The organism is Mycobacterium montefiorense (assembly GCF_003112775.1).
In the GTDB taxonomy this organism is placed as follows: Bacteria; Actinomycetota; Actinomycetes; order Mycobacteriales; family Mycobacteriaceae; genus Mycobacterium; species Mycobacterium montefiorense.
This window is the reverse complement of sequence record NZ_BFCH01000020.1, coordinates 1-22,494: the sequence shown is the minus strand read 5'-3', so window position 1 is coordinate 22,494 and position 22,494 is coordinate 1. Positions and strand designations below refer to the sequence as shown.

The 22,494-nt window shown below is 65.4% G+C and carries 22 protein-coding genes, 1 pseudogene and 1 riboswitch; of the genes and pseudogenes, 13 read left to right on the top strand and 10 right to left on the bottom strand.

What is annotated here, in order from left to right:
- Positions 1-130: 130 nt before the first annotated feature.
- The gene (pdxH, locus tag DB708_RS19465) at positions 131-802 is read right to left on the bottom strand and encodes a pyridoxamine 5'-phosphate oxidase (RefSeq protein WP_165839872.1); all 672 of its coding nucleotides are present in this window, start codon (positions 800-802) and stop codon (positions 131-133) included.
- Positions 803-873: 71 nt separating this feature from the next.
- Between pdxH and DB708_RS19460 the strand changes: the two genes are divergently transcribed.
- On the top strand, positions 874-1,995 hold the full coding sequence (locus DB708_RS19460) for a citrate synthase 2 (RefSeq protein ID WP_108924642.1): 1,122 nt from the start codon (positions 874-876) through the stop codon (positions 1,993-1,995).
- A 128-nt stretch (positions 1,996-2,123) separates the two neighbouring features.
- Positions 2,124-2,582 (top strand): VOC family protein, encoded by a 459-nt coding sequence (locus DB708_RS19455; RefSeq protein WP_108924640.1) that lies wholly within the window; start codon positions 2,124-2,126, stop codon positions 2,580-2,582.
- On the opposite strand, the gene DB708_RS19450 is transcribed toward DB708_RS19455, so the two are convergent.
- Together DB708_RS19450 and DB708_RS19445 are read right to left on the bottom strand one after the other, a co-directional pair.
- On the bottom strand, positions 2,579-4,267 hold the full coding sequence (locus DB708_RS19450; RefSeq protein ID WP_108924638.1) for an FAD-dependent oxidoreductase: 1,689 nt from the start codon (positions 4,265-4,267) through the stop codon (positions 2,579-2,581). The two genes, DB708_RS19455 and DB708_RS19450, sit on opposite strands and share 4 nt — an antisense overlap.
- Before the next feature lie 17 nt (positions 4,268-4,284).
- Positions 4,285-5,289 carry an AurF N-oxygenase family protein gene (locus DB708_RS19445; protein ID WP_108924637.1) on the bottom strand — a complete coding sequence of 335 codons (1,005 nt, stop codon included), beginning with the start codon at positions 5,287-5,289 and terminating at the stop codon, positions 4,285-4,287.
- 247 nt (positions 5,290-5,536) lie between these two features.
- Between DB708_RS19445 and serC the strand changes: the two genes are divergently transcribed.
- Together serC and sepH are read left to right on the top strand one after the other, a co-directional pair.
- Complete coding sequence (gene serC, locus DB708_RS19440; RefSeq protein WP_108924635.1) at positions 5,537-6,655, top strand: phosphoserine transaminase; 1,119 nt, start codon at positions 5,537-5,539, stop codon at positions 6,653-6,655.
- Positions 6,656-6,778: 123 nt separating this feature from the next.
- The gene (gene sepH / locus DB708_RS19435; RefSeq protein ID WP_108924633.1) at positions 6,779-7,549 is read left to right on the top strand and encodes a septation protein SepH; all 771 of its coding nucleotides are present in this window, start codon (positions 6,779-6,781) and stop codon (positions 7,547-7,549) included.
- Here the strand turns inward: sepH and DB708_RS19430 are convergent, their stop codons facing one another.
- Genes DB708_RS19430 through DB708_RS19420 form a run of 3 tightly spaced genes read right to left on the bottom strand, consistent with a single transcriptional unit; the run spans position 7,550 to position 9,095 of the window.
- Positions 7,550-7,837 (bottom strand): DUF2537 domain-containing protein, encoded by a 288-nt coding sequence (locus tag DB708_RS19430; RefSeq protein WP_108924631.1) that lies wholly within the window; start codon positions 7,835-7,837, stop codon positions 7,550-7,552.
- Positions 7,834-8,667 (bottom strand): TrmH family RNA methyltransferase, encoded by an 834-nt coding sequence (locus tag DB708_RS19425; RefSeq protein ID WP_108924629.1) that lies wholly within the window; start codon positions 8,665-8,667, stop codon positions 7,834-7,836. Before DB708_RS19425 ends, DB708_RS19430 begins: the two co-directional genes overlap by 4 nt.
- On the bottom strand, positions 8,664-9,095 hold the full coding sequence (locus DB708_RS19420) for an Rv0880 family HTH-type transcriptional regulator (protein WP_108924627.1): 432 nt from the start codon (positions 9,093-9,095) through the stop codon (positions 8,664-8,666). Before DB708_RS19420 ends, DB708_RS19425 begins: the two co-directional genes overlap by 4 nt.
- A gap of 121 nt (positions 9,096-9,216) precedes the next feature.
- Between DB708_RS19420 and DB708_RS19415 the strand changes: the two genes are divergently transcribed.
- A complete protein-coding gene (locus DB708_RS19415; protein WP_108924625.1) occupies positions 9,217-9,492 on the top strand; it encodes a DUF2530 domain-containing protein in 276 nt (91 codons plus the stop codon).
- A 267-nt stretch (positions 9,493-9,759) separates the two neighbouring features.
- Here DB708_RS19415 and DB708_RS19410 read toward each other — a convergent pair.
- A pseudogene (locus DB708_RS19410) lies at positions 9,760-10,554 on the bottom strand (DUF3027 domain-containing protein); the annotation flags it as partial.
- A gap of 99 nt (positions 10,555-10,653) precedes the next feature.
- Between DB708_RS19410 and DB708_RS19405 the strand changes: the two are divergent.
- The 4 genes from DB708_RS19405 (at position 10,654) to DB708_RS19390 (ending at position 16,162) form a co-directional block, all read left to right on the top strand.
- Positions 10,654-12,309: an MFS transporter gene (locus DB708_RS19405; protein ID WP_108924622.1), complete on the top strand. Its 1,656-nt coding sequence runs from the start codon at positions 10,654-10,656 to the stop codon at positions 12,307-12,309.
- Complete coding sequence (locus DB708_RS19400) at positions 12,306-12,794, top strand: DUF2771 domain-containing protein (protein ID WP_108924620.1); 489 nt, start codon at positions 12,306-12,308, stop codon at positions 12,792-12,794. The genes DB708_RS19405 and DB708_RS19400 overlap by 4 nt, the downstream gene beginning before the upstream one ends.
- 493 nt (positions 12,795-13,287) lie before the next feature.
- Entirely contained in the window at positions 13,288-14,472 is a 1,185-nt protein-coding gene (locus DB708_RS19395; RefSeq protein ID WP_108924618.1) for an alkane 1-monooxygenase, read from the top strand.
- 523 nt (positions 14,473-14,995) lie between these two features.
- Positions 14,996-16,162, top strand: coding sequence for a GMC oxidoreductase (locus DB708_RS19390; protein WP_235616858.1), 1,167 nt, complete (start codon positions 14,996-14,998; stop codon positions 16,160-16,162).
- Between the two features lie 47 nt (positions 16,163-16,209).
- Here the strand turns inward: DB708_RS19390 and DB708_RS19385 are convergent, their stop codons facing one another.
- The 3 genes from DB708_RS19385 to DB708_RS19375 form a co-directional block, all read right to left on the bottom strand.
- Positions 16,210-17,214, bottom strand: coding sequence for a glutathione S-transferase family protein (locus tag DB708_RS19385; RefSeq protein ID WP_108924615.1), 1,005 nt, complete (start codon positions 17,212-17,214; stop codon positions 16,210-16,212).
- Positions 17,215-17,227: 13 nt separating this feature from the next.
- Entirely contained in the window at positions 17,228-19,183 is a 1,956-nt protein-coding gene (locus DB708_RS19380; RefSeq protein ID WP_108924613.1) for an acyl-CoA dehydrogenase family protein, read from the bottom strand.
- Positions 19,184-19,253: 70 nt separating this feature from the next.
- Complete coding sequence (locus DB708_RS19375) at positions 19,254-19,661, bottom strand: cold-shock protein (RefSeq protein WP_108924611.1); 408 nt, start codon at positions 19,659-19,661, stop codon at positions 19,254-19,256.
- A gap of 163 nt (positions 19,662-19,824) precedes the next feature.
- On the opposite strand from DB708_RS19375, the gene DB708_RS19370 reads away from it, so the two are divergent.
- From DB708_RS19370 to DB708_RS19355, 4 genes are all read left to right on the top strand, one after another.
- The gene (locus DB708_RS19370) at positions 19,825-20,229 is read left to right on the top strand and encodes a YccF domain-containing protein (RefSeq protein ID WP_108924610.1); all 405 of its coding nucleotides are present in this window, start codon (positions 19,825-19,827) and stop codon (positions 20,227-20,229) included.
- Positions 20,226-21,311, top strand: coding sequence for a GTP 3',8-cyclase MoaA (moaA, locus tag DB708_RS19365; protein WP_108924608.1), 1,086 nt, complete (start codon positions 20,226-20,228; stop codon positions 21,309-21,311). The genes DB708_RS19370 and moaA overlap by 4 nt, the downstream gene beginning before the upstream one ends.
- Positions 21,304-21,582: a MoaD/ThiS family protein gene (locus DB708_RS19360; protein ID WP_108924607.1), complete on the top strand. Its 279-nt coding sequence runs from the start codon at positions 21,304-21,306 to the stop codon at positions 21,580-21,582. Before moaA ends, DB708_RS19360 begins: the two co-directional genes overlap by 8 nt.
- Before the next feature lie 237 nt (positions 21,583-21,819).
- Positions 21,820-21,996: riboswitch (cyclic di-AMP (ydaO/yuaA leader) on the top strand.
- 11 nt (positions 21,997-22,007) lie between these two features.
- Positions 22,008-22,494: transglycosylase family protein (locus tag DB708_RS19355; RefSeq protein WP_165839871.1), on the top strand; the 487-nt coding region annotated here is incomplete at its 3' end.

Sequence of the window (22,494 nt, the reverse complement as noted above, 5' to 3'; positions counted from 1 at the left end):
CAGCTGAAGGTAGTCGTTATCGCGGCGACGCGCCCGCCCGGGGTCTGCTCTGCCGAGCTCACGGCTTTCGTGCCGGTAAACCCCGCCTTATCGTGCGGCGTTAGGTCTCACGGCTACCCGCCGATTGCGATCAGGGCTGCAGGCGCTCGACGCGACCACCGATGACGCGAATGCGGTTATGCAGCCGGTTTTCGCGCCCCTGCCAGAATTCGACCACGTCGGGGGTGATCAGGTACCCGCCCCAGCCGGGCGGCACTGGAACCTGCTCGGAATCGGCGAAGCGAGCCGTCACCTCGGCCGCCTGCTCGAGCAGCGCGGCGCGGGACGCGATCGGCTGCGACTGGTTCGACGCCCACGCGCCCAGCTGTGAGCCGCGCGGCCGCTTGGACCAGTAGTCCTGCGTGACCTGCGGGTCGACCCTGGTCACCGCGCCCCGGATGTGCACCTGCCGGCCCAGCAAGTACCAGGGAAAGGTCGCCGACGCGTGCGGTGTCTGTGCCAACTCGATCCCCTTAGCTGAGTCGTAGTTCGTGAAAAAGGTGATCCCCGTCTCGTCGACGCTCTTGCACAGCACCGAACGGCTCACTGGCTTGCCGTCCGCGACGGTCGCCAGCACCATCGCGTTTGGCTCGGAGACGCCGAAGCTTTGGGCGTCATCAATCCATTTCCGCAACAACGCAAGCCAACCGTCGTCCAGCCAGGAAACGTCCAGATCCGGGCTGGCATCGCGCTCTGCTGACCCGTACTCAACACGCATCCGCTGCAGGTGATCCTGGTCAGTTACGGGGTCGGGTCCTGCCATCGGGCCAACGCTACCGGCGGTTGCTACCGGCCGGTAGCGTCGACTCAAAGCCGAGGTGCGAGAATTTTCCTATGACAGTGGTACCGGATGATTTTGTCCCCGGCCTCGAAGGCGTAGTCGCCTTCACCACCGAGATCGCCGAACCCGACAAGGACGGCGGTGCGCTGCGCTACCGCGGCGTCGACATCCAGGACCTGGTGAATCAGCAGGTCACCTTCGGCGATGTCTGGGGCCTGCTGGTCGACGGTAGGTTCGGCCACGGTTTGCCGCCCGCTGAGCCGTTCCCGCTGCCGATCCACACCGGGGATGTTCGAGTCGACGTGCAGGCGGGCCTGGCGATGCTCGCGCCGATCTGGGGCTACCAGCCGCTGCTCGACACCGAGGAGGCCACTGCCCGCGACCAGCTGGCCCGGGCGTCGGTGATGGCACTGTCCTATGTCGCACAATCCGCGCGCGGCATCTACCAGCCGGCCGTGCCGCAACGCGTTATCGATGAATGCCAAACCGTCACAGTGCGTTTCATGACCCGCTGGCAGGGCGAGCCCGACCCCAAGCACGTTGAGGCCATCGACGCCTACTGGGTGTCGGCCGCCGAGCACGGCATGAACGCCTCGACCTTCACCGCGCGGGTGATCGCGTCCACCGGCGCCGACGTCGCGGCGGCATTGTCGGGAGCGATCGGGGCGATGAGCGGTCCGCTGCACGGTGGCGCGCCGGCGCGGGTTCTCCCGATGCTCGAAGAGGTCGAGCGCACCGGCGACGCGCGTGGCCTGGTCAAGAAGATCCTGGACAGCGGCGACAAGCTGATGGGGTTCGGGCACCGGGTCTACCGCGCGGAAGACCCGCGGGCTCGAGTACTGCGTGCGACCGCGGGGCGCCTGGGCGCGCCGCGCCACGAGGTCGCGGTCGCATTGGAGCAGGCCGCCCTGGCCGAGCTACGGGAGCGCCGCCCGGACCGGGCCATCGAGACCAACGTCGAGTTCTGGGCCGCGGTCATGCTGGACTTTGCCGAGGTGCCGGCCAACATGATGCCGGCGATGTTCGCCTGTGGGCGTACCGCGGGCTGGTGTGCCCACATCCTCGAGCAGAAGCGGCTCGGCAAGCTGGTGCGTCCGTCGGCCATTTATGTGGGGCCCGGCCCGCGCAGCCCGGAGGCCGTCGAGGGTTGGGACCGGGTTCTCACCGACGCTTAACCTTCTTGTCAGTGCCCAGCGTTTGAATGGGTCTCGCCGCGATGATTTTGTGTCGCGGGCGCAGTCAATAACCGTGAGCAGGTCCCCAGCCGGGGCCGGCCGCGATACCGACAGCAAGGAGACCCACAATGGCGATCAAAATCGAACCCGCAGTATCTCCCCACCTCGTGGTGGATGACGCCGCCGCTGCGATCGACTTCTACGTCAAGGCTTTTGGAGCCGAGGAGCTGGGCCGAGTCCCCGGCCCCGACGGCAAGCTGGTGCACGCGGCGGTGCGCATCAACGGCTTCCTGGTGATGCTCAACGACGACTTCCCGGAAATGTGCGGCGGCAAGTCGATGACCCCGAAGGCACTGGGCGGCACCCCGGTGACCATCCACCTGACCGTCACCGATGTCGACGCCAAATTCCAGCAGGCGTTGGACGCCGGCGCCACCGTCGTGATGCCGTTGGAGGACCAATTCTGGGGTGACCGCTACGGCGCGGTCGCCGACCCGTTCGGCCACCACTGGTCGCTGGGACAGCCGGTGCGCGAGGTCAGCATGGAAGAGATGCAAGCCGCGATGTCTGCGCAGGCCGGCAGCTAGCCGAGCAACCGTGCCAACAGCCGGCGTCGCGGGGGCGGCGCCGGTGGTGCGGTCGCGGCGGCCGCGAGCATGTCGGCGACATCGGTGAACTTGTTGCGCGGGCGGCCGTCGTCAATGCCACGAGCGATCTCCGCGGCATCGATGGCGGCCCATCCCGCGGAGTCGACCACATTGGGCTGGCGGGCGTGCACCAGCTGGTCCAGCTCGTCCGGCTTGGCCTCCGGACAAGGCAAGGCGCCGGAGTTGTAATCGGCGACCAGCGCCTGGACGGTCTGCAGCGAGCAGGACTTGTTGGTGCCGATGAATCCCGTCGGGCCGCGCTTGATCCACCCCGCGACATAGGCGCCGGACACCGGCCGCCCGGAGCCCGGGTCGACCACGCGGCCGCCGTCATTCGGAACGACGGACGCCGATTCGTCGAACGGGATATCACGAATTAGCTTGCCGCGGTAGCCAATCGACGTCAGCACCAAGCCCGCATCGAGCTGGCGAACCTCGTCGGTGCCGGTAATCGAGAACTCGACGCCGGTGGCGCGCTGCTCACCCAGCACGCGCGAGGGCGTGAGCTGGTAGGCCAGCCGGATACGTGGGCGGGTGGCGAAGACCGACGCGTCGCCAAGCCGGCTCAGGATCTCCAGCTTGTTGCGGGTCAACGCGTCGGAGGCGGTGGCGAGATCGCGTGCCACCAGATTGTGGTCGTCGGCGTCGAGCACGACGTCGGATACGCCGGTGAGCCCGATCAATTCCGGCAACGTGAAGGCCGAATGGGCAGGGCCGCGCCGGGCGGCGATGACGACCTCGCGGACCTCGGACCCGCGCAACGCCGCGAGTGCACGGTCGGAGATGTCGGTGCTGGCCAGGTCGTCCGGATCAGTGGTGAGCATGCGCGCCACGTCGAGGGCGACGTTACCGTTGCCGATGATCGCCACCCGTTCGTGGCTGAGATCGACTGGTAGATCGGTGAAGTCGGGATGCCCGTTTATCCAGGCGACCAGCTCGGTCGCGGTGCCGGTGCCCGCAAGGCCCATGCCGTCGATCTCGAGCCGACGATCGTCGGGCGCACCCACCGCGTACAGCACGGCGTGATGGTGTGCCAGTAACTCGGCATGGCTGAGATGCTTGCCGACCTCGACGTTGAGATAAAAGCGGAAGCGACGATCACGCGAGACCCGGTCGAAGAGCTGGGTCACCTTCTTCGTGTTCTGGTGATCGGGCGCTACCCCCGCACGCACCAAACCGTAAGGCGTGGGCAGCTTCTCGAAGATATTGACCCGCACACCGTGCTGGGTCAGCAGTTCATCGGCGGCATACATCGCCGCGGGCCCGGACCCGACGATCGCGACGGTCAGCGGCTGACGACGAGCATGCACCTGGGCGGCCGGGATCACCGGGGCCAGCTTCGACGTCGGCGGCAGCCGCACGTCGGCCGGTCGCTCGGGATAGAACGAGGCGTTGATCTCGACGAATGGCAGCTGTTTGCTTTCCAGCCGACTGTCGGGCGCGATCGCTCCGACCGGGCAGGCGCTCACGCATGCGCCGCAGTCCACGCAGGCGACCGGATCGATGTAGAGCATCTCGGTCGTCGCGAACCCCGGTTCATCCGGCGACGGGTGGATGCAGTTCACCGGACAGGCGAACACACAGGAACCGTCGTTACAGCACGACTGGGTAATAACGTGCGGCATAAAGGAACTCGCAGTGGCTACGCGGCCGGGACAGCGGCCAGGTGCTGGCGCTGTGGCTCACTGCGGTAACGCGACGGCTTGCCATTGATCCTGCAGATCCGCCACATCAGCCGCGCGGAGCGGTTTTCCATCAGGCCGGTGTCGTAGGCCAGCATCCGCACATCACCGAACATGTCGCGGAGCCACTTGCGCGATTCCGGCGACCGGAAGAACAGTTCCTTCTTGACCTCACGTGGAATGTCGAACTCGCGCCAGAAAGCTTTGGGCGGCACCACAATTGCCCGGCACAACAACTTCATGGCCAGCGGCAAGTACAGCGCGGTCCAGAACCGCTGCCTCTTGGTCAGATGCGGCAACCGCTTGCGCAGGAACTCATGCGCGAACGAGATGTGCCGCGCTTCCTCGGCCACATGGATAGCCATCACCCGTTCCATGATCGGATGCAGCGACTTGCCTTCGCGCAGAACGTTTTTCTGCGTGTGATCGATGGGCTCCTCGCCGGCCAGCACTCCGATGAAGAACGCCACCGGCAGCGGCCCAGCCGCTAGCGGGACAAACGGCGACAACCACTTAAGCCGCCGCGGCATGCCCGGGACGTCGGCGCCGATGCGGTTGACCATCTCCTGGAACATCATGGTGTGGTTGCACTCTTCGACCGATTCGTGCAAGCAGTACCGATACTCCGGGGAACCGTTGGGCACCCAGAATGTGTAGTTCATCAGGCCGCGGATCAGGATCGATTCGAAGTGCAGCCCCACCTTGGCCACGTTGGCCTGGCGCCACATGCCGATCTCGATCTTGCGCGCTTCGGACTGGGCCTGGTACCAGGGGTGCCGGCCCAACGGGTCGGTCGCCGGCAGAATCCACCGCGGGTCGTTCTCGGTGACGGCGAATTCCGGTGATTCCCAATCGATATCGACGTACGGGTCGAAGTTTCGCCGCACTGACCCCTCAGACAGTGTGGCAAGCATCTGCACGTACATCTTGCTGCGCCAACGTCGGACCATTCGGGTCCTAGCCATATCCAAGCCCTCCCCAATGAGGTTTACATTTGGACGTCTTTGTCTAAGGACGGTACCGGAGGTACCGGGAATTATCCAGAGCCGTGATGACCACTGTTGCCTGACCAGTGGTCACCGGTGCGGTGTGGCCTGGCTCACATCTGATCGTCACCCTGGCTGGCCCGGCCAGGCGCTATGCGGCCCCGGCGCCGGCCGACGACCGGGCCACCGCGCCGACCGGTCAGGTCCGCTCACTACCCTGAGGAGCATGGCTGACCAGCTCCAGATCCCCGCTGACATCAAACCCCGTGACGGCCGCTTCGGGTGCGGCCCTTCCAAGGTCCGACCCGAACAATTACAGGCGCTGACCACCACCGCGGCGGCTCTGTTCGGCACCTCGCACCGGCAGGCTCCGGTCAAGAACCTGGTGGGCCGGGTGCGTAAGGGGGTGTCGGAGCTCTTCTCGGCACCGGACGGGTACGAGGTCATTTTGGGCAATGGCGGTGCGACCGCGTTCTGGGACTCGGCCGCGTTCGGGCTGATCGACAAGCGCTCGCTGCACCTGACCTATGGCGAGTTCAGCTCGAAATTCGCCTCGGCGGTCGCCAACAACCCGTTCGTCGGGGATCCGATCATCGTCAAAGCCGACGCCGGTAGCGCACCCGAGCCGCAAACCGACCCATCGGTCGACGTGATCGCCTGGGCGCACAACGAGACGTCGACCGGCGTCGCGGTCGGAATCCGGCGCCCGGCCGGCTCGGGCGATGCCCTCGTCGTCATCGACGCGACATCCGGCGCCGGCGGGCTCCCCGTCGACATCAGCGACACCGATGCCTACTACTTCTCGCCGCAGAAGAACTTCGCCAGCGACGGCGGGTTGTGGCTGGCCATCATGAGCCCCGCGGCGCTGGCCCGGGTTGAGGCCATCGCCGGGTCCGGCCGCTGGGTTCCCGACTTCCTGTCGCTGCCGATCGCGATCGACAACAGCCTCAAGGACCAGACGTACAACACACCCGCGATCGGCACACTGGCGCTGATGGCCGAACAGCTCGACTGGATGCTGGGCAACGGCGGACTGGATTGGGCGGTCAAGCGCACGGCGGACTCGTCACAGCGGCTGTACTCGTGGGCGCAGGAGCGGCCCTACACGACGCCGTTCGTCACCGACCCGGCGCTACGCTCGGCGGTGGTGGGCACGATTGACTTCGTCGACGACGTCGACGCGGCGGCAGTTGCCAAGGTTTTGCGGGCTAACGGGATCGTCGACACCGACCCGTACCGCAAACTCGGCCGCAACCAGTTGCGGGTCGCGATGTTCCCCGCGGTTGACCCCGATGACGTCACCGCCCTGACGCAGTGCGTCGACTGGATCGTCGAACGGCTTTAACTTTCCGGCCATCATCGCGCAAACCGCCCAGCGTGTCAGCACAGGTTGTGGGCGTTAGCTGGACTAAAGTGCGGCACAGTGACGGGTCGTCGCTGACCTGCACGAAGCCTGCGAGGAGATGCCATGCGGGAACTCAAGATGGTTGGGCTCGACGCCGACAGCAAATTCGTCATCTGCGAGGGTAATGATCCCGCGGAGCGGTTCAAGCTGCCGGCCGACGATCGACTGCGGGACCTGCTGCGCAAGGAAGCGGTGTCGCCGGAGCAACCGCACCTCGACATCGAAGTCACCAACATGCTGAGCCCCAAAGAGATTCAGGCCAAGATCCGGGCCGGTGCCTCCGTCGAGCAGGTCGCAGCGGCATCGGGCTCGGACATCTCACGGATCCGGCGGTTCGCCCACCCAGTGTTGCTGGAGCGCTACCGCGCCGCCGAGCTGGCAACCGCCGCGCATCCCATCCTTGCCGATGGTCCCGCGGTGATGACGCTGCTGGAGACCATCAGTGCCGCGATGATCACCCGCGGCCTGGACCCCAGCGGGCTCAGCTGGGACGCGTGGCGCAATGAGGACAACCGCTGGACCGTGCAGTTGGCGTGGAAGGTCGGGCGTTCCGACAACCTGGCACATTTCTGCTTCATGCCGGGTGCCCACGGCGGAACGGTCACCGCGATCGACGATGGGGCCACTGAGCTGATCGACCCCACCTTCGAGCGTCCGCTGCGGCCGCTTGCCCGAGTGGCACACGTCGAGTTCGAAGAGCCCGCAGCGCCGGCGCCCGCGCAGGTGGCACCCGCCCCGACGCCGGAACCGCCGGTACACAGCCGCCGGGGCAAGCCGGTCATCCCGGCCTGGGAGGACGTGCTGCTCGGGGTGCGCTCGGGCGGACAGCGCTAGCTAGGACAGGGTGAGCGCGAGCACCGCCACCCACGCGATCGTCACGCCCACTCCCGCGCCCAGTACAAACCAGCGCAAAACCGGTGTGCGCCGCCATCCCCACAGCGTCGGTGCCAGTCCACCGGCGGCCACCACATTGAGCCCGACGGCCAACAGCGGGTGCACCCGGACCAGCCCGAGACTGAGCACCACAATGGCGGCGCCGGTCACCGCGGCGACAAACCCCGCCACCGTCAAACCCGTTGCCCAGGGCACAGACTGGGTGCGTTGGCCGAGTTTGTCGCTCACTCGCCGAGCCTAACCCGCTCGTAGAACGCCAATGCCGCGGCGGTTGCGACGTTGAGCGAGTCCGTGCCACGCGACATCGGGATGCGTACCCGCACATCGCTCAAGCGCAGGGTGGCCGGGGTCAGCCCCGGCCCTTCGGCACCCACCAGCACCGCAACCCGGTCGTCGCGCGCCGTCGCCATCGCCTCGGCCAGCGCGCACGCCCCGCCGTCCGGTGTCATCGCCAGCAGCCGGAATCCGCTCTCCCTCAGCGTCTTGAGATCGGCGGGCCAGTTCGCGCAGCGGGCATACGGCACCAGCAGCGCGTGTCCCATGGACACCCGAACGGCGCGCCGGTAGAGCGGATCGGCGCAGCCGCTGCCGAACACCACCGCGTCCACGCCCAGGCCCGCGGCGTTGCGGAAGATCGAGCCCAAGTTCTCGTGGTCGTTGACGCCTTCGAGCACGGCGATGGTTCGCGCGCCGTCGACCAATTGGGCAACGCCCGGCTCCGGCACCCGCCGCGCGGCGGCCAGCACCCCGCGGTTGAGGTGGAAGCCGACCACCTGCGCCATGACGTCGGCGGTTGTCCGGTAGAACGGTGCCGCCTGATCCTCAGGGCCGGCCAGGTCGTCTTTGAGCTCGTCGAGCCGGCGCTCGGTGCCGAGCAGGGCATGCGGGGTGAAGCGGGACGCCAGCATGCGCTGCACGACGAGCACACCCTCGGCGATCACCAGCCCTTTCCCGGTGGGCAGATCGGGGCGCCGGTCGATGCTGTTCAGGTCGCGGAAATCGTCGAGCCGCGGGTCGTCGGGGTCGTCGACGTCCTGGACATCCAGGCCCGGGCTCACGGGCTTTCGTCGACCAGCGCCAACATCAAGTCGGCCGCCTCGCGAAGGGTGGCGCGCTTATCGCTGTCCATCGTCGCGAGCTGCTCAGCCAGCCATTCCTGGCGGGCGCGCCGGGCCGCTTTGACCAATTCGGCCCCGGACTCAGAGACCGACACCAGTACCTGCCGGCCGTCGACGGGGTGTGGGGTGCGGTCCACGAAGCCCTCGTCGGCCAGCGAAGCGATCACCCTGGTCATCGACGGGGGCCGGACACGTTCGCGAATCGCCAAGGCACCCGGCGTCATCGCGCCCTCGTTGGCCAACGTCGTCAATGCTGACAGCTGCGAAAGCGACACCGGGGAGGACGGATTCCGAAATCGCAGTTGCCGTGCAAGCCGCATCACCGCCAAAGACAGGTCAGCCGCCAGTCGCGCATCGCTGTCAAGCATGGCGCGAGGTTACATCGGAACACGAGAATTCGGGCTGAGAAACGTCGAACGGTGGCCTAGGACGCATAACCTAATACGGCCAGCGCCGCGGTGACATCGGCTGCGGGCTAGATTGATCGCGATGAGTGCCGAACCTGGCCACAGTCCCGAGCCGCCACCACTGCCGCCCGCGCTGCTGCAGGCGTGGCCGTTCATCGCGATCGGCGCCGTCGGCTGGCTGATCGCCGTGGCCGCCGCGTTTCTTGTTCCCGCCCTAGAGAGTTGGCGTCCGGTCACGCTGGCCGGGCTGGGAACGGGCGTGGTAGGGACGTCGGTCTTCTTGCTGCAGCTCGCGGGTGCTCGCCGTGGCGTGCGTGGCGCGCAGACAGCTCTGGACCCGTTCCTCGACCACAAGTAGCGCCCGCCAAGCGGGGTCGGGAAGAGCGTTGGTAACGAAAGGCTAGTCGGGCGAGTCCGTCGCGGCGTCCGCAGAGTTCGTCGCGGCCTCCGGTGACTCTGCGACCGCCTCCGCCGGTTCTGCGGGCTTCTCTAGCGACTCGGCAGCAGCCTCCTGCGATTCGGCCACAACCTCGGGCTCCGCTGCCGGTTGCTGCGCCGGCTCCGCCGACGCTTCGGGCGATTCTTCGGGCTGGTCGGCTACCACTACCGGTGACTCGGGTGGCTCCGGCGGCACCATGACGTCGAGGACACCGTCGTCGTACGGCTCGTACATCGGCGATCCGCTGCCCGCCGGAGCAGGCGTGTCGGAATGGGCGCCGCAGCCGTACTGCTTGTCGACGATGTGTCCGTCGGCCGACAGTTCGTTGCCGCAGACCCCGAACATCGCGCCCAGCGATCCCGCCAGCGGCAGGAAGAAACCGCAGTCGCGGCAGAGGCGTTTGGTGGACCGCGCCATCGTCGAGTCGGGACCGTAGTCCCCGGTGTGCCATCGCTCGGCAGCGTCGGCGCGGCCCCACAGCCCCATTACCCAACGCCGGCCCAGCCCGACTTCGGCGGCGGTCTCGTCGACCTGCGGGTCACCGCTAGAGGTGAAACCGGGGACCAGCCGCTCGTCGTTCGCGGCCGGCGGCAACAGATCGCCGGGGCTCAGGTCCCCCTGCCGCACCCGCTGGTCCCAGGGCACCCAGTCGGGTGCCAGCAGCGACGTCGGTCCCGGGACCAGCACAACTTCACTGATCGTGACCTGATCGGCGCCGGGGTAGGCGGCTACGACGGCGGCCCACTGCCACCCGGTGTAACCGGGCAGGTGAGCCAAGAATCGATGGGTGGCGGCAGTCGGGTCCTCGAAACTGACGCCCAGGTAATCCCCGACCGCGTCTGGTCCACTGAACTCCACAACGGCCGCCCTGGCCTGGTCAACAGCACCCCTGAGCAACGCCGCCAACCCCTCGGGCCACTCGGCCACGGTTGCCACGGCGGATTCCTCGATGGGCCCGGTCGCGCTTTCTTCTCCATACATTGCGTCTCCAATACTAGGTTGGCGAGCCACGCCCGGTTGACCCTCGGCATAAGACAGAATTGATTTGTGTCTGGACAGCGGCGTGATGATCCGGGCCGTGTGGGCTCTAACCCGGGCCGACGGGCCCGCAACGGGTCGGCAAGTCCGCATCCGGGCATGGCCAACTACCCCACCGACGACGCGGACCATCGACGCACGCGCCGCCCACCGCCGCCGCCCAGCGCCAATCGCTACCTCCCGCCGCTGGGTCGCCAGAAACCACCGAACCGCGACACCCCACCTCCGCGTCAACCCTCCCCCGGCGAACGGATCACCGTCACCCGCGCCGCGGCCCTGCGCAGCCGCGAGATGGGCTCCCGGATGTACTGGATGGTCCAGCGTGCGGCCACCGCCGATGGCGCCGACAAGTCCGGCCTGACGGCGCTGACGTGGCCGGTGGTCGCGAACTCCGCGGTCGACTCCGCGATGGCCGTCGCGCTGGCCAACACGCTGTTCTTTGCCGCGGCCAGCGGCGAGAGTAAGTCCAAAGTTGCGCTCTACCTGTTGATTACCATCGCGCCCTTCGCGGTGATCGCGCCGCTCATCGGTCCGGCGCTGGACCGTTTGCAGCACGGCCGACGCGTCGCGCTGGCTCTCTCATTCGCGCTGCGCACCGCGTTGGCAGTGCTGCTGATCATGAACTACGACGGTGCCAGCGGCAGTTTTCCGTCGTGGGTGCTCTATCCGTGCGCACTCGCGATGATGGTGTTCTCGAAGTCGTTCAGCGTGCTGCGCAGCGCGGTGACCCCGCGGGTGATGCCTCCGACCATCGACCTGGTGCGGGTCAACGCCCGGCTGACCATGTTCGGGCTGCTCGGCGGCACCATCGTCGGCGGCGCGATCGCCGGCGGCCTCGAGTTCGCCGGCACACACCTGTTGAAGCTGCCCGGAGCATTGTTCGTCGTCGTGGCGGTGACGGTGGCGGGCGCCTTCCTGTCTATGCGGATTCCGCGATGGGTCGAGGTGACTGCGGGCGAGGTCCCGGCCACCTTGAGCTATCACCAGGACAGCGAACCACCGCGACGCAGTTGGCACCACGAAGTCAAGAAGGTCAGCGGGACACTTCGACAGCCGTTGGGCCGCAACATCATTACCTCGTTATGGGGTAACTGCACCATCAAGGTAATGGTGGGCTTCTTGTTCCTGTATCCGGCGTTTGTCGCCAAAGCACACCAGGCCGACGGTTGGGCTCAGCTCGCGATGCTGGGCATCATCGGCGCCGCGGCCGGAATCGGCAACTTCGTTGGCAACTTCACCAGCGCACGGCTGAAACTCGGCAGGCCCGCTGTGCTGGTGGTGCGCTGCACCGTGGCGGTGTGCGCGGTTGCCTGGGCCGCCGCGGTGGCCGGCACCCTGGTGGCGGCCGCGATCGCCACCCTGGTCACATCCGGCGCCAGTGCGATCGCGAAGGCGTCGCTGGACGCGTCGCTGCAAGACGACCTGCCCGAGGAATCCCGGGCGTCCGGATTCGGGCGTTCGGAGTCGACGCTGCAGCTGGCCTGGGTGCTGGGCGGCGCGGTGGGTGTGATGGTCTACACCGAGCTGTGGGTAGGCTTCACGGCCGTCAGTGCGATTTTGATCCTGGGACTGGCGCAGACGGTCGTCAGCTTCCGCGGCAACTCGTTGATCCCGGGCCTCGGAGGTAACCGGCCGGTGATGGTCGAGCAGGAAGGCATCCGCCGCGACAGCGGCATGTCCGCGGCGGTGCCGGAGTGAAACGTGGCATGGCCGTGCTGCTTGCGGTCGTGGTGACGTTGCTTGCGGCGGGAGCCGGAGTCGGCACCTGGTGGCTCCTGCGCAAGCCCGGCCCGCAGCGGCCGGAGATCAGCGCATATTCGCACGGACAGTTGATCCGGGTCGGACCCTACCTGTATTGCAACGTGCTCAATCTCGACGACTGTCAGCAACCGCAGGCTCAGGGCGAGCTGCGAGTCAGCGATAACTACCCGGTGCAACTCTCGGTCCCCGAGGCGATTTCGCGGGCGCCGTGGCGGCTGCTGCAGGTGTATGAGGACCCCGCCAACACCGCGACCACGATGTTTCGTCCGGGCACCCGGCTCGCCGTCACGATCCCGTCGGTCGACCCACAACGGGGACGGCTCACCGGAATAGTGGTGCAACTGCTGACCTTGGTGGTCGACCCGGCAGGTGAACTGCATGATGTCCCGCACGCGGAATGGTCCGTGCGGATGACGCACTAGCGCCGGCAACTTAAACGGCTGGTCGAGACCTTGCCCTGCAGCGATTTAGGCATGACTCCGGCTTGCCCGCGCGGCCACTGCTGAGGCAAAGTCATATACGATCGTCACAATTTGATACAATCGGCATGGTCCATTGGTAAGACAGTCACTGCCCCCTTTGCCGGTTGCGAGCACCGCGCGGGGCTGATGGCACCCGTCGACTGCAGCATGCGTTCGAACACAGATTGTTGGTATGGCGATATCCGTTCTCCGATGGTTAGAGGCGTGAATCTGCGAATTTATGGATGAGTTTTGACGAATCCCGTTGATTGCCTTGGTATTACCATCTTTTCGCCCGCCAGATATGGCGAGTGGTAGGCGCGCGACTGTGGTTTCGCAGTCAACACGACGATAAGGAGGTAATGCGTCGGGTTACGGAGGCCTTAACGGCCCATATATCCCTTGGTCAGGAATACGACGGTTGAATTTGACGAAAGTGAACTGCGTAGACGATATGAACTTCCAATTATCATGCAGCACAACAGGATTGCCACGTCAACCACACCATTCGGCCACCAGCTGGCATGACCCCAAGCGGTTCCTCTGGCTGCTCCCATCGGCTGTCCCACTACTTGTCTTTGTGTCATGGGTGGCCGTGCGGGCTACGGGATTCGGGATATTCTGGTGGGGCGCACCACTGTTGGCTTTCGTGGTCGTTCCGATTATCGATCATCTGGTCGGGCCGGATCGATCCAATGCTCCGGAGAACGTCGTCGCCCGCCTACAGAGCGACCGGTTTTACCGCTGGGCCACTTACCTGTATGTGCCAAATCAGTACCTATCGCTGGTATTTGCCTGCTGGCTATGGGCCGGTGGCGGCTGGGTCACGATGAATTTCGTCGACAAAGTAGGCCTGATGACGACTGTCGGTCTCATCGGAGGCCTAGCGATCAACGCCGCCCACGAATTAGGCCACACAAGACTCCAGGCCGAACGGCAGCTGAGCAAAATCACGCTCGCCCAAACGTGGTACGGCCACTTTTTGGTTGAGCACAACCGTGGACACCATGTCCGAGTAGCCACTCCCGAGGACCCCGCCAGTGCGCGCTTACATGAGAGCGTTTACGCCTTCATTCCTCGGTCGGTGGGAGGCGGTCTGCGCTCTGCGTGGAAACTGGAGGCGAGCCGCTTGGCCAAGACCGGAAGGCCTTTTTGGACACCAAACAACAACTTGCTCACCGCCTGGCTGCTCAGCGCCGCACTGTTTAGCGGGCTCGCCCTATGGTTTCGCCCGGTGGTGCTGCCCTGGCTGGTAGGACAGGCGATCATCGGCTTTTGCCTCCTGGAAACAGTCAACTACATCGAGCACTACGGGCTGCGGCGAAGGAAGAAACCCAGCGGGCGCTACGAACGAGTGACACCCTCCCATAGCTGGAACAGTAGTTCGCTTATCGCCAACATCTTGCTGTTCCACTTGCAACGGCACGCCGATCACCACAGCAATCCGCTACGTAACTACCAGGTATTGCGAGATGTCGACAAAGCACCCCAACTGCCCGGGGGGTACGCCAACATGCTGCTACTGGCCCTGTTGCCACCACTGTGGCGACGAGTGATGGATCGACGTGTGCTCGACTGCTACGGCGGCGACATCCGGTTGGCTGCACTCAAGCCCGGCCTCATCACGCCGTCAGGTTAGCCAACCGATGGGCAAACATCATAAGTGCGAACCTCGTCGACATCCCGAAGTGCGCCGTTCACCACGCTCGCCGGCCTTATCGCGAAGACATTTTCTTGGTGCCGCCACCGGAATTGCCGGAGCAGCTCTTGGAGCCGACATACTTGAACTTCAAAAGCGAAGCGAGTCAAGCGTTCTGCGGCCACACTACCGAGCCATTGTGGTAGGCAGCGGCTATGGCGGCGGGGTCTCAGCGCTACGGCTCGCCCAAGCCGGGATCGAGACCCTTATCCTGGAAAAGGGTAGATGGTGGACTTCGCCCGATCCCGATGGCAAACGCTTCTCACGAATGTTGCCGGCCGATAATCGTGCTGGCTGGTTCACGAACGTCCCGCCGAGTCTGGTGTCGTCGTACAACGGCGTTTCGGTAGAGGACGTGGTCAGACGGATTCCGTCACCGCAGCGCGTTCAGGCTGGAATCTGCCAAAAGGTCACTCAAGGCGCCCACACGATATACCGCGGAATTGCCGTTGGCGGTGGATCGATGATCAACGCGGCAATTGCCGCAATCCCGACACACGCTCAGGTTAGTCAGGCGTTCCCAGATATCGACTCCAATCTATTCTTGGGCAAGTACACCGAACGCGCCAAGAGGATGCTGCGGATCAGCTATCGCGACATGGACTGGTTTGAGCAGACGCCTTGGTTCCAATACGCCCGAGTGGGACGCCAGTACGCGGCGAATGCCGGCTACCGCGTCGACTACAACGGCAGCGCCTACTCGTTCGACTACATGAAAAAGGAAGAGGCGGGCGAGGTTCCACGCTCAGCCTTCGATTTTGAACAACAATTCGGGAACAACTATGGCAGGTCCGGCAGTGTTGACCAGACCTACATCGCAGCCGCGTTGGCGACCGGCAAGGCCACTTTGAAGCCGCTGACCGAGGTAATCCGCATCCGGCGTGAGCGGTCGGGTCGATACGTGATCTCCATCCGCGAAATCGGCCGATACGGGGAACATGTCGGCCAGTCCGAAATCAGCTGCAACGAATTGCACCTCAACGCCGGAGTGCTCGGTACAACGGAGTTGCTACTCCGTGCGCGGGACACCGGGACTCTGCCCAATCTGAACGAAGAGATCGGCCGCGGATACGGGAACAACGGTGACATCATGGTCGCCCACGCACTTGCGCCCACCGATCCTGCGGGTACTCAGCAGTCCTTGATGGGACTGATCAATCTGGACGGGCGCGACGATCCGGATAAGCCGGTATACGCCAGTATGTTCTCCATCCCGCTTCCCGTCGAGACATTCGCGTTGGGTTACTACGTCATGGTGCGGACCGGTGACCGCGCTGAGGCCGTCTATAACCCGGATTCCGACTCGATCGCCATCAACTGGCCGCGGGGTCACACCGATCACTTGCACGACAAGGCACAGGTCGTTTTCGACAAGGTCACACAAGCCAACGGCGTGGAGTACCGAGACGACCTTTTCCAGGGAAATGCCTTCGCGGCCAACACTGTTCATCCACTGGGCGGAGTTGTTCGAGGCAAAGCCACCGATGCCTACGGCAGGGTTAAAGGCTACGACAGGCTCTATGTCAACGACGCATCCCTGTTGCCGGGTTACCTGGGTTGCAACCCGTTCATGTCCATCACGGCGCTCGCAGAGCGCAACATCGAAGGAATCCTCTTAGGTCGCACGTGAGTCCGTCCACCTGCGTTGACCAGCTTCCGATCGTCCTTCGGGTCCAGTCATGCGCTGTGGCCGGCTGGCACCCGCTCGCCGTCGACCGGCGGCCCGGGCGGCGTTCCGTCTCCGAAAGGGTTTCCTCCCAGTGTTTCCCGGCCATGCGCAGTGAGCCAGTTGGTCAGGTCGGGGCCCTTGGGCACGATTCGGGTCGGGTTAATGTCGGCGTGCACGATGTAGTAGTGCTGTTTGATCTGGACGAAGTCGGTGGTGTCGCCGAAACCCGGCGTCTGGAACAGGTCACGCGCGTAGGCCCACAGCACCGGCATCTCGCTCAACTTGCTTCGGTTGCATTTGAAGTGCCCGTGGTAGACCGGGTCGAAGCGGGCTAGCGTGGTGAACAGTCGCACATCGGCCTCGGTGATGCTGTCGCCCAACAGGTATCGCTGGTTGGTCAGGCGATCGCTTACCCAATCCAGCGCGGTGAACAGCCGATCGTAAGCAGCCTCGTAGGCCTCCTGCGAGCCGGAGAAGCCGCACCGGTACACCCCGTTGTTGATTTCGGTGTAGATCCGTTTGCTCACCTCGTCGATCTCGCCGCGCAGCCGCTCGGGGTATAGCTCGGGCGCACCGTCGCGGTGGTAGGCAGTCCACTCGGTGGACAAGTCCAGGGTCATCTGAGCGAAATCGTTGGTGACGACCGCACCGGTTCCGACGTCGACGATCGCAGGGACGGTGATCCCTTTGGGGTAGTCGGGGAAGCGCTTGAAGTAGGCGTCCTGCAGTCGCGGGATCTTCAGTACCGAGTCGACCCCACCAGGGTCGAGGTCGAATGTCCAACTGCGCTGGTCATGCGTGGGGCCGCAAAATCCAATGGAGAGAACATCTTCCAGCCCCAGCAATCGCCGGACGATGATCGCGCGGTTTGCCCACGGGCAGGCACGGGCGACAACGAGCCGATACCGCCCCGGCTCCACCGGATAGCCGTCGCGCCCGTCGGCGGTGATGCGGGTGGCGATGTAGTTGGTGTCGCGGGTGTATTCGCCGGCACCGGCAACGTAGCTGGCCATGGCGACAATTCTGCTACTTGGCGACCGAGCCCGTCGACGCGGACACCGCCAGATACCGCCGAGCCAGGTTGGCCTCGGTCGACTCGCCTGCTTCCCAGTGCGCGATCCACGGCCCGGTGCCCTCCGACTGATCCACAATGCCGTCCTCCAGCCAGCTGTACCGGCCCTGGATCACCTCGCGAGTCAGCTGCACATCGCTGCTGTCGGTGTTGGTCCACAACGCGTCGAACAGCGCCTCGACTCGCAAGGTCGCTTGCTGACAGAACGCCTGGGCCAGCTGGTAAGCCTGCTGCCCCAAGACGGGGTCCGCGACACGCTGCCCCTCGGCACGCACGCATGCCGCCGACATCGCGAACAGCTCGGCGCCGATATCGACGATGCGTCCCAGGAATCCCTGCTTCTGCTCGAGTTTGGCCTGCCAGCGCGCCATCCCGTAGAAGGTGTTGCGGGCCAGCTTGCGGGTGGAGCGTTCGACAAACCGCAGATATGACGCCAGCGCACCGAACTCGCTGTATGCCCTGGGCCGCTGCCCTTCACCAAATACCAGCTGCGGCAACCACTTTGAATAGAACCCGCTGGCGCCGACCGCAGCGGCAGCCTTCTCCCGCAATTTCGTGTCAGGTTTTGCGAGGTCACCGGCGGCGCTCAAGTGGGCGTCGACGGCTTCCCGGGCGATGAGCAGCTTCATGATCTCGCTGGATCCCTCGAAGATGCGGTTGATCCGCAGGTCGCGCAGCGCCTGCTCGGCCGGTACCGCGCGCTCGCCGCGCGCCGCCAGGGATTCGGCGGTTTCGTAGCCGCGGCCACCGCGGATCTGCAGCAGCTCGTCGGCGATGATGCACGCCATTTCACTGGACCACAACTTGGCCAGCGCTGCCTCGATGCGGATGTCGTTGCGCCCTTCGTCGGCCATCTGGGCAGACAGTTCGAGCACGGCGTCGAGCGCATAGTTGGTGGCCGCGATGAACGAGATCTTGTGCGCCACCGCTTCATGTCTGGCCAACGGCTTGCCCCACTGAACCCGCTCACCGGACCATTCACGTGCGATCTTGAGCGCCCACTTGGACGACCCCGTCGCGTTCGCGGGGATCGAAAGCCGTCCGGCGTTGAGCGTGGTCAGCGCGATCTTCAGGCCATCACCTTCCCGCCCGATCAGGTTCTCGCTGGGTACCCGGACGGCGTGCAGTCGGGTCACACCGTTCTCGATGCCGCGCAATCCCATGAACTTGTTGCGTCGCTCCACGGTGATCCCGGGCGAGTCCGCTTCCACCACGAAAGCACTGATGCCGCCGCGATGCCCGTCGCTCTTGGGCACCCGGGCCATCACCACGAGCAGTTCGGCGACCACGCCGTTGGTGGTCCACAACTTCACACCCTCGAGTTCGTAGGCCTGCCCGTCGTCCACCGGCGTCGCCGTAGCGGCCAGCCGCGCGGGGTCGGAACCCACGTCCGGTTCGGTGAGTAGAAATGCCGAGATGGCGCCAGCGGCACAGCGCGGCAGGAATTTCCGCTTCTGCTCGTCGGTGCCGGCGAGCTTCAGCGGCTCAGGCACCCCGATCGACTGGTGCGCCGACAGCAGCGCACCGAGACTGGGATGAACCGACGAAATCATCATCAACGCCCGGTTATAGGCGACTTGCGACATGTTCAGTCCGCCGTATTCGGACGGAATCTTCATGCCGAAACAACCCAATTCGGCCAAGCCCTTGACGTATTCATCGGGAATCTGCGCATCGCGCTCGATGACACTGCCGTCAACGGTGTTCAGGAATTCCCGTACTTGGGCCAGAAACGCGCGGGTGCGTGCCTCATCGGCGTCAGACGGTTTGGGGAACGGGTGTATCAGCTCCAATGGAAAATGACCGAGAAACAGCTCTTTGGCGAAGGACGGTTTATCCCAACCACTTTCGCGAGACTCTTCGGCGAGAGCTCTCGCCTGTTCCTCGGTGACCTGCGCCTGCTGTGCCATCGCAGCCTCCTCGCTACATGATTATCGCGAGGATGGAGTACCCAAACTTAGACGCGGTACTCGGTCCGAGTTAGGCGTCGAGCTCCCGGGCCACCGCCTTGACAACCTCGGAGACGCGACGCGCCACCTTGCGATCGGGGTAACGCCCCTTCCGCAATTCGGGCTGCACCGCACTCTCCAGCAGCGTGATCATGTCCTCGACCATGCCGTGCAGCTCATCGGGCCCGTGTTTGTGCTCGACCGGCGTCTCGCGGCGCGTCTTGGCAAGGGTGGGCGGCGGATCGATCAGCTTGAGACTCAACGCCTGCGGTCCGCGCCGGCCAGAAGCCAAGCCGAACTCCACCTTCTGTCCTGCCTTGAGGCCCTCCACACCCTCGGGCAACGCCGACGACCGGACGTAAACGTCCTCGCCCTCTTCCTGCGACAGGAAGCCGAACCCTTTTTCGGCGTCGTACCACTTAACCTTGCCGGTCGGCACTGGTCTCACCTGCTTGTCTGAAGGAATAACTAGGAATGGACACACAAGAAGCGTCCCGCCTGTGCAGGACGCGATGCGGATTCAGATCCTACTCGGGTGGTTGGGCGGCAAGCACGCCAGTTTCGGTGTTACTCGCTAGGCTGGCAGTACTGCTGGAGGAGATATGCGCCTGATTCTGAACATAATCTGGCTTGTATTCGGCGGCCTCTGGATGGCCGTCGGATACCTCGTTGCGGCGCTCGTCAGCTTCTTGCTCATCATCACGATTCCGTTCGGGTTTGCGTCGCTGCGCATCGCCTCGTACGCGTTATGGCCATTCGGCCGGACGATCGTCGACAAGCCGACCGCCGGAACCGGCGCCCTGATCGGGAACGTCATCTGGATAGTGCTGTTCGGCGTCTGGCTGGCGATCGGTCATCTGGTGAGCGCGGCGGCCATGGCGGCGACGATCATCGGGATTCCGCTGGCGCTGGCCAACCTCAAATTGATCCCGGTATCGCTGATGCCGCTGGGCAAGGAGATCGTTCCGGTTGGTTCGCCGGCTCCACTCGCACGGGTGCCCGCATGACGCTGACCGCACTGGGTGTGCCGACGGTGCGGAGCCCGACGGGCGGCCCACCGCTGGACGCCGCGGATGTACCGACCGAAGGCCCGCTGCTCGACACCTACGGCAGGGCCGCTACCGATCTGCGCGTGTCGCTGACCGATCGCTGCAACCTGCGGTGCAGCTACTGCATGCCGGCCGAAGGCCTGGACTGGCTGCCCGGTCAGGCGCTGCTGCGACCCGATGAGCTGGCCCGCCTGATGCATATCGCCGTGACCCGACTCGGTGTGACCAGCGTGCGTTTTACCGGAGGTGAGCCGCTGTTGGCCCGCCACCTCGAAGAGGTGGTCGCTGCGGCAGCCGGATTGCGGCCTCGTCCCGAGATCTCGGTGACCACCAACGCCGTCGGGCTCGCGCGCCGGGCCGCCGGGCTGGCCGCGGCGGGACTGGATCGGGTCAACATTTCGCTGGACAGCGTGAACCGGGAGCGTTTCGCGGCGATCACCCGCCGGGACCGGCTCGCGGACGTGCTGGCCGGTCTGGCCGCCGCCAAGGCAGCGGGGCTGACGCCGGTCAAAGTCAACGCCGTGCTGGATCCCGCCACCGGCCTCGAGGATGTCGTTGAGCTGCTGGGGTTCTGCCTCGAGCACGACTACCAGTTGCGCGTCATCGAACAGATGCCGCTCGACGCCGGGCACCGATGGCGCCGCGATGCGGCGCTGACGGCCGACGACGTGCTGGCGGCGCTGCTGCCGCACTTCCGGCTGCGTCCGGACCCGGCGCCGCGTGGTTCAGCGCCGGCCGAGCTCTGGCTGGCCGACACCGGCCCGAATACGCCGGCCGGAAAGTTCGGTGTCATCGCCTCGGTGTCACACGCCTTCTGCTCGACCTGTGATCGCACCCGCCTGACGGCCGACGGCCAGATCCGCAGCTGCCTGTTCTCCACCGACGAGACCGACCTGCGAGGCCTGCTGCGCGGCGGGGCGTCCGACGACGCGATCGAGGCCGCCTGGCGCACCGCGATGTGGGGCAAGCCCGCCGGCCATGGAATCAACGATCCGAACTTCGTCCAGCCCGCCCGACCGATGAGCGCGATCGGTGGCTGAGCTCCCCGTCGATGCGGACGGCATCGAGGTGACGATCCGCTACTTCGCGGCCGCACGCGCTGCGGCCGGAGCCGAATCGCAAATGGTGGTGCTGCGTGAGGGCGCCACGATGGCCGAGTTGGTTGAAGGACTCGCGGTTCCGGGTACCCAGCTCGCAACCGTGTTGAGCCGATGCTCGTATCTCTGCAACGGCATCGCGGTTCGCGACGAGACCGAAGCGTTGCGGTCAGGTAACACGATCGACGTGTTACCACCGTTCGCTGGCGGTTGATTTTGTGAGATAGCTCACGTAACGGAATGATAACGGTGCGGACACGGCCCGATATCGGGCTGCGTTGACCTGCGCAGATTCTAGGTGCTCCTGCGGCTTTCGAAGATGTCCGGATGGGAAACGCCGGGTAGCGCAGAAGGTGACGGGGCCAACAGAACCGGTTACCGTCTCCGGAGGCTCGCCCAGCTAAACCAAGTGGCGTTCCTCCCCTGCCCGTCGCGCCGAGCTCCATCCAATGGGCGGGGGACACCGAAATGTGGATGGAGACGGGGGACCCACCGGTCCGCCGGACTGGAGTCGCTTGCGGCTCCTTGGGGTGAAGCCGACGTCGGCTCTTGGGAGGTGACGTTGGCCGGGTGGCCTCTCTAACCCGAACCCGACAGCTGACCTCGCAGGCGCGTGAAGAGAGGAAACTTTCGGCGCGTATGGGACGTCACCGCAAGCCCACGACATCCAACATCAGCGTCGCCAAGATCGCCTTTACCGGGGCGGTACTTGGTGGCGGCAGCATCGCAATGACTGGTCAAGCAGCCGCTGCCACGGATGGCGAATGGGACCAGGTAGCCCGATGCGAATCGGGTGGTAACTGGGGAATCAACACCGGCAACGGCTATTTCGGCGGCGTGCAGTTCAACGCCGGCACCTGGGCCTCGCATGGCGGCGGCGAGTACGCCCCGTCGGCTCAGCTGGCCACCAAGGAACAGCAGATCGCGGTCGCTGAACGAGTACTCGCGACGCAGGGCCGGGGCGCCTGGCCCGTGTGCGGTGGCGGGCTGTCGGCTCCCACTCCGCGCGATGTCGTTCCCGCACCGGCCGGTCTCGACGTGCCGGGCCTCAACGGCGACCCGGGCCCACTGGCTCCGCCTCCGCCAGACGCGCCTCCGCCGGACGCTCCTCCCCCGCCGCCTCCCC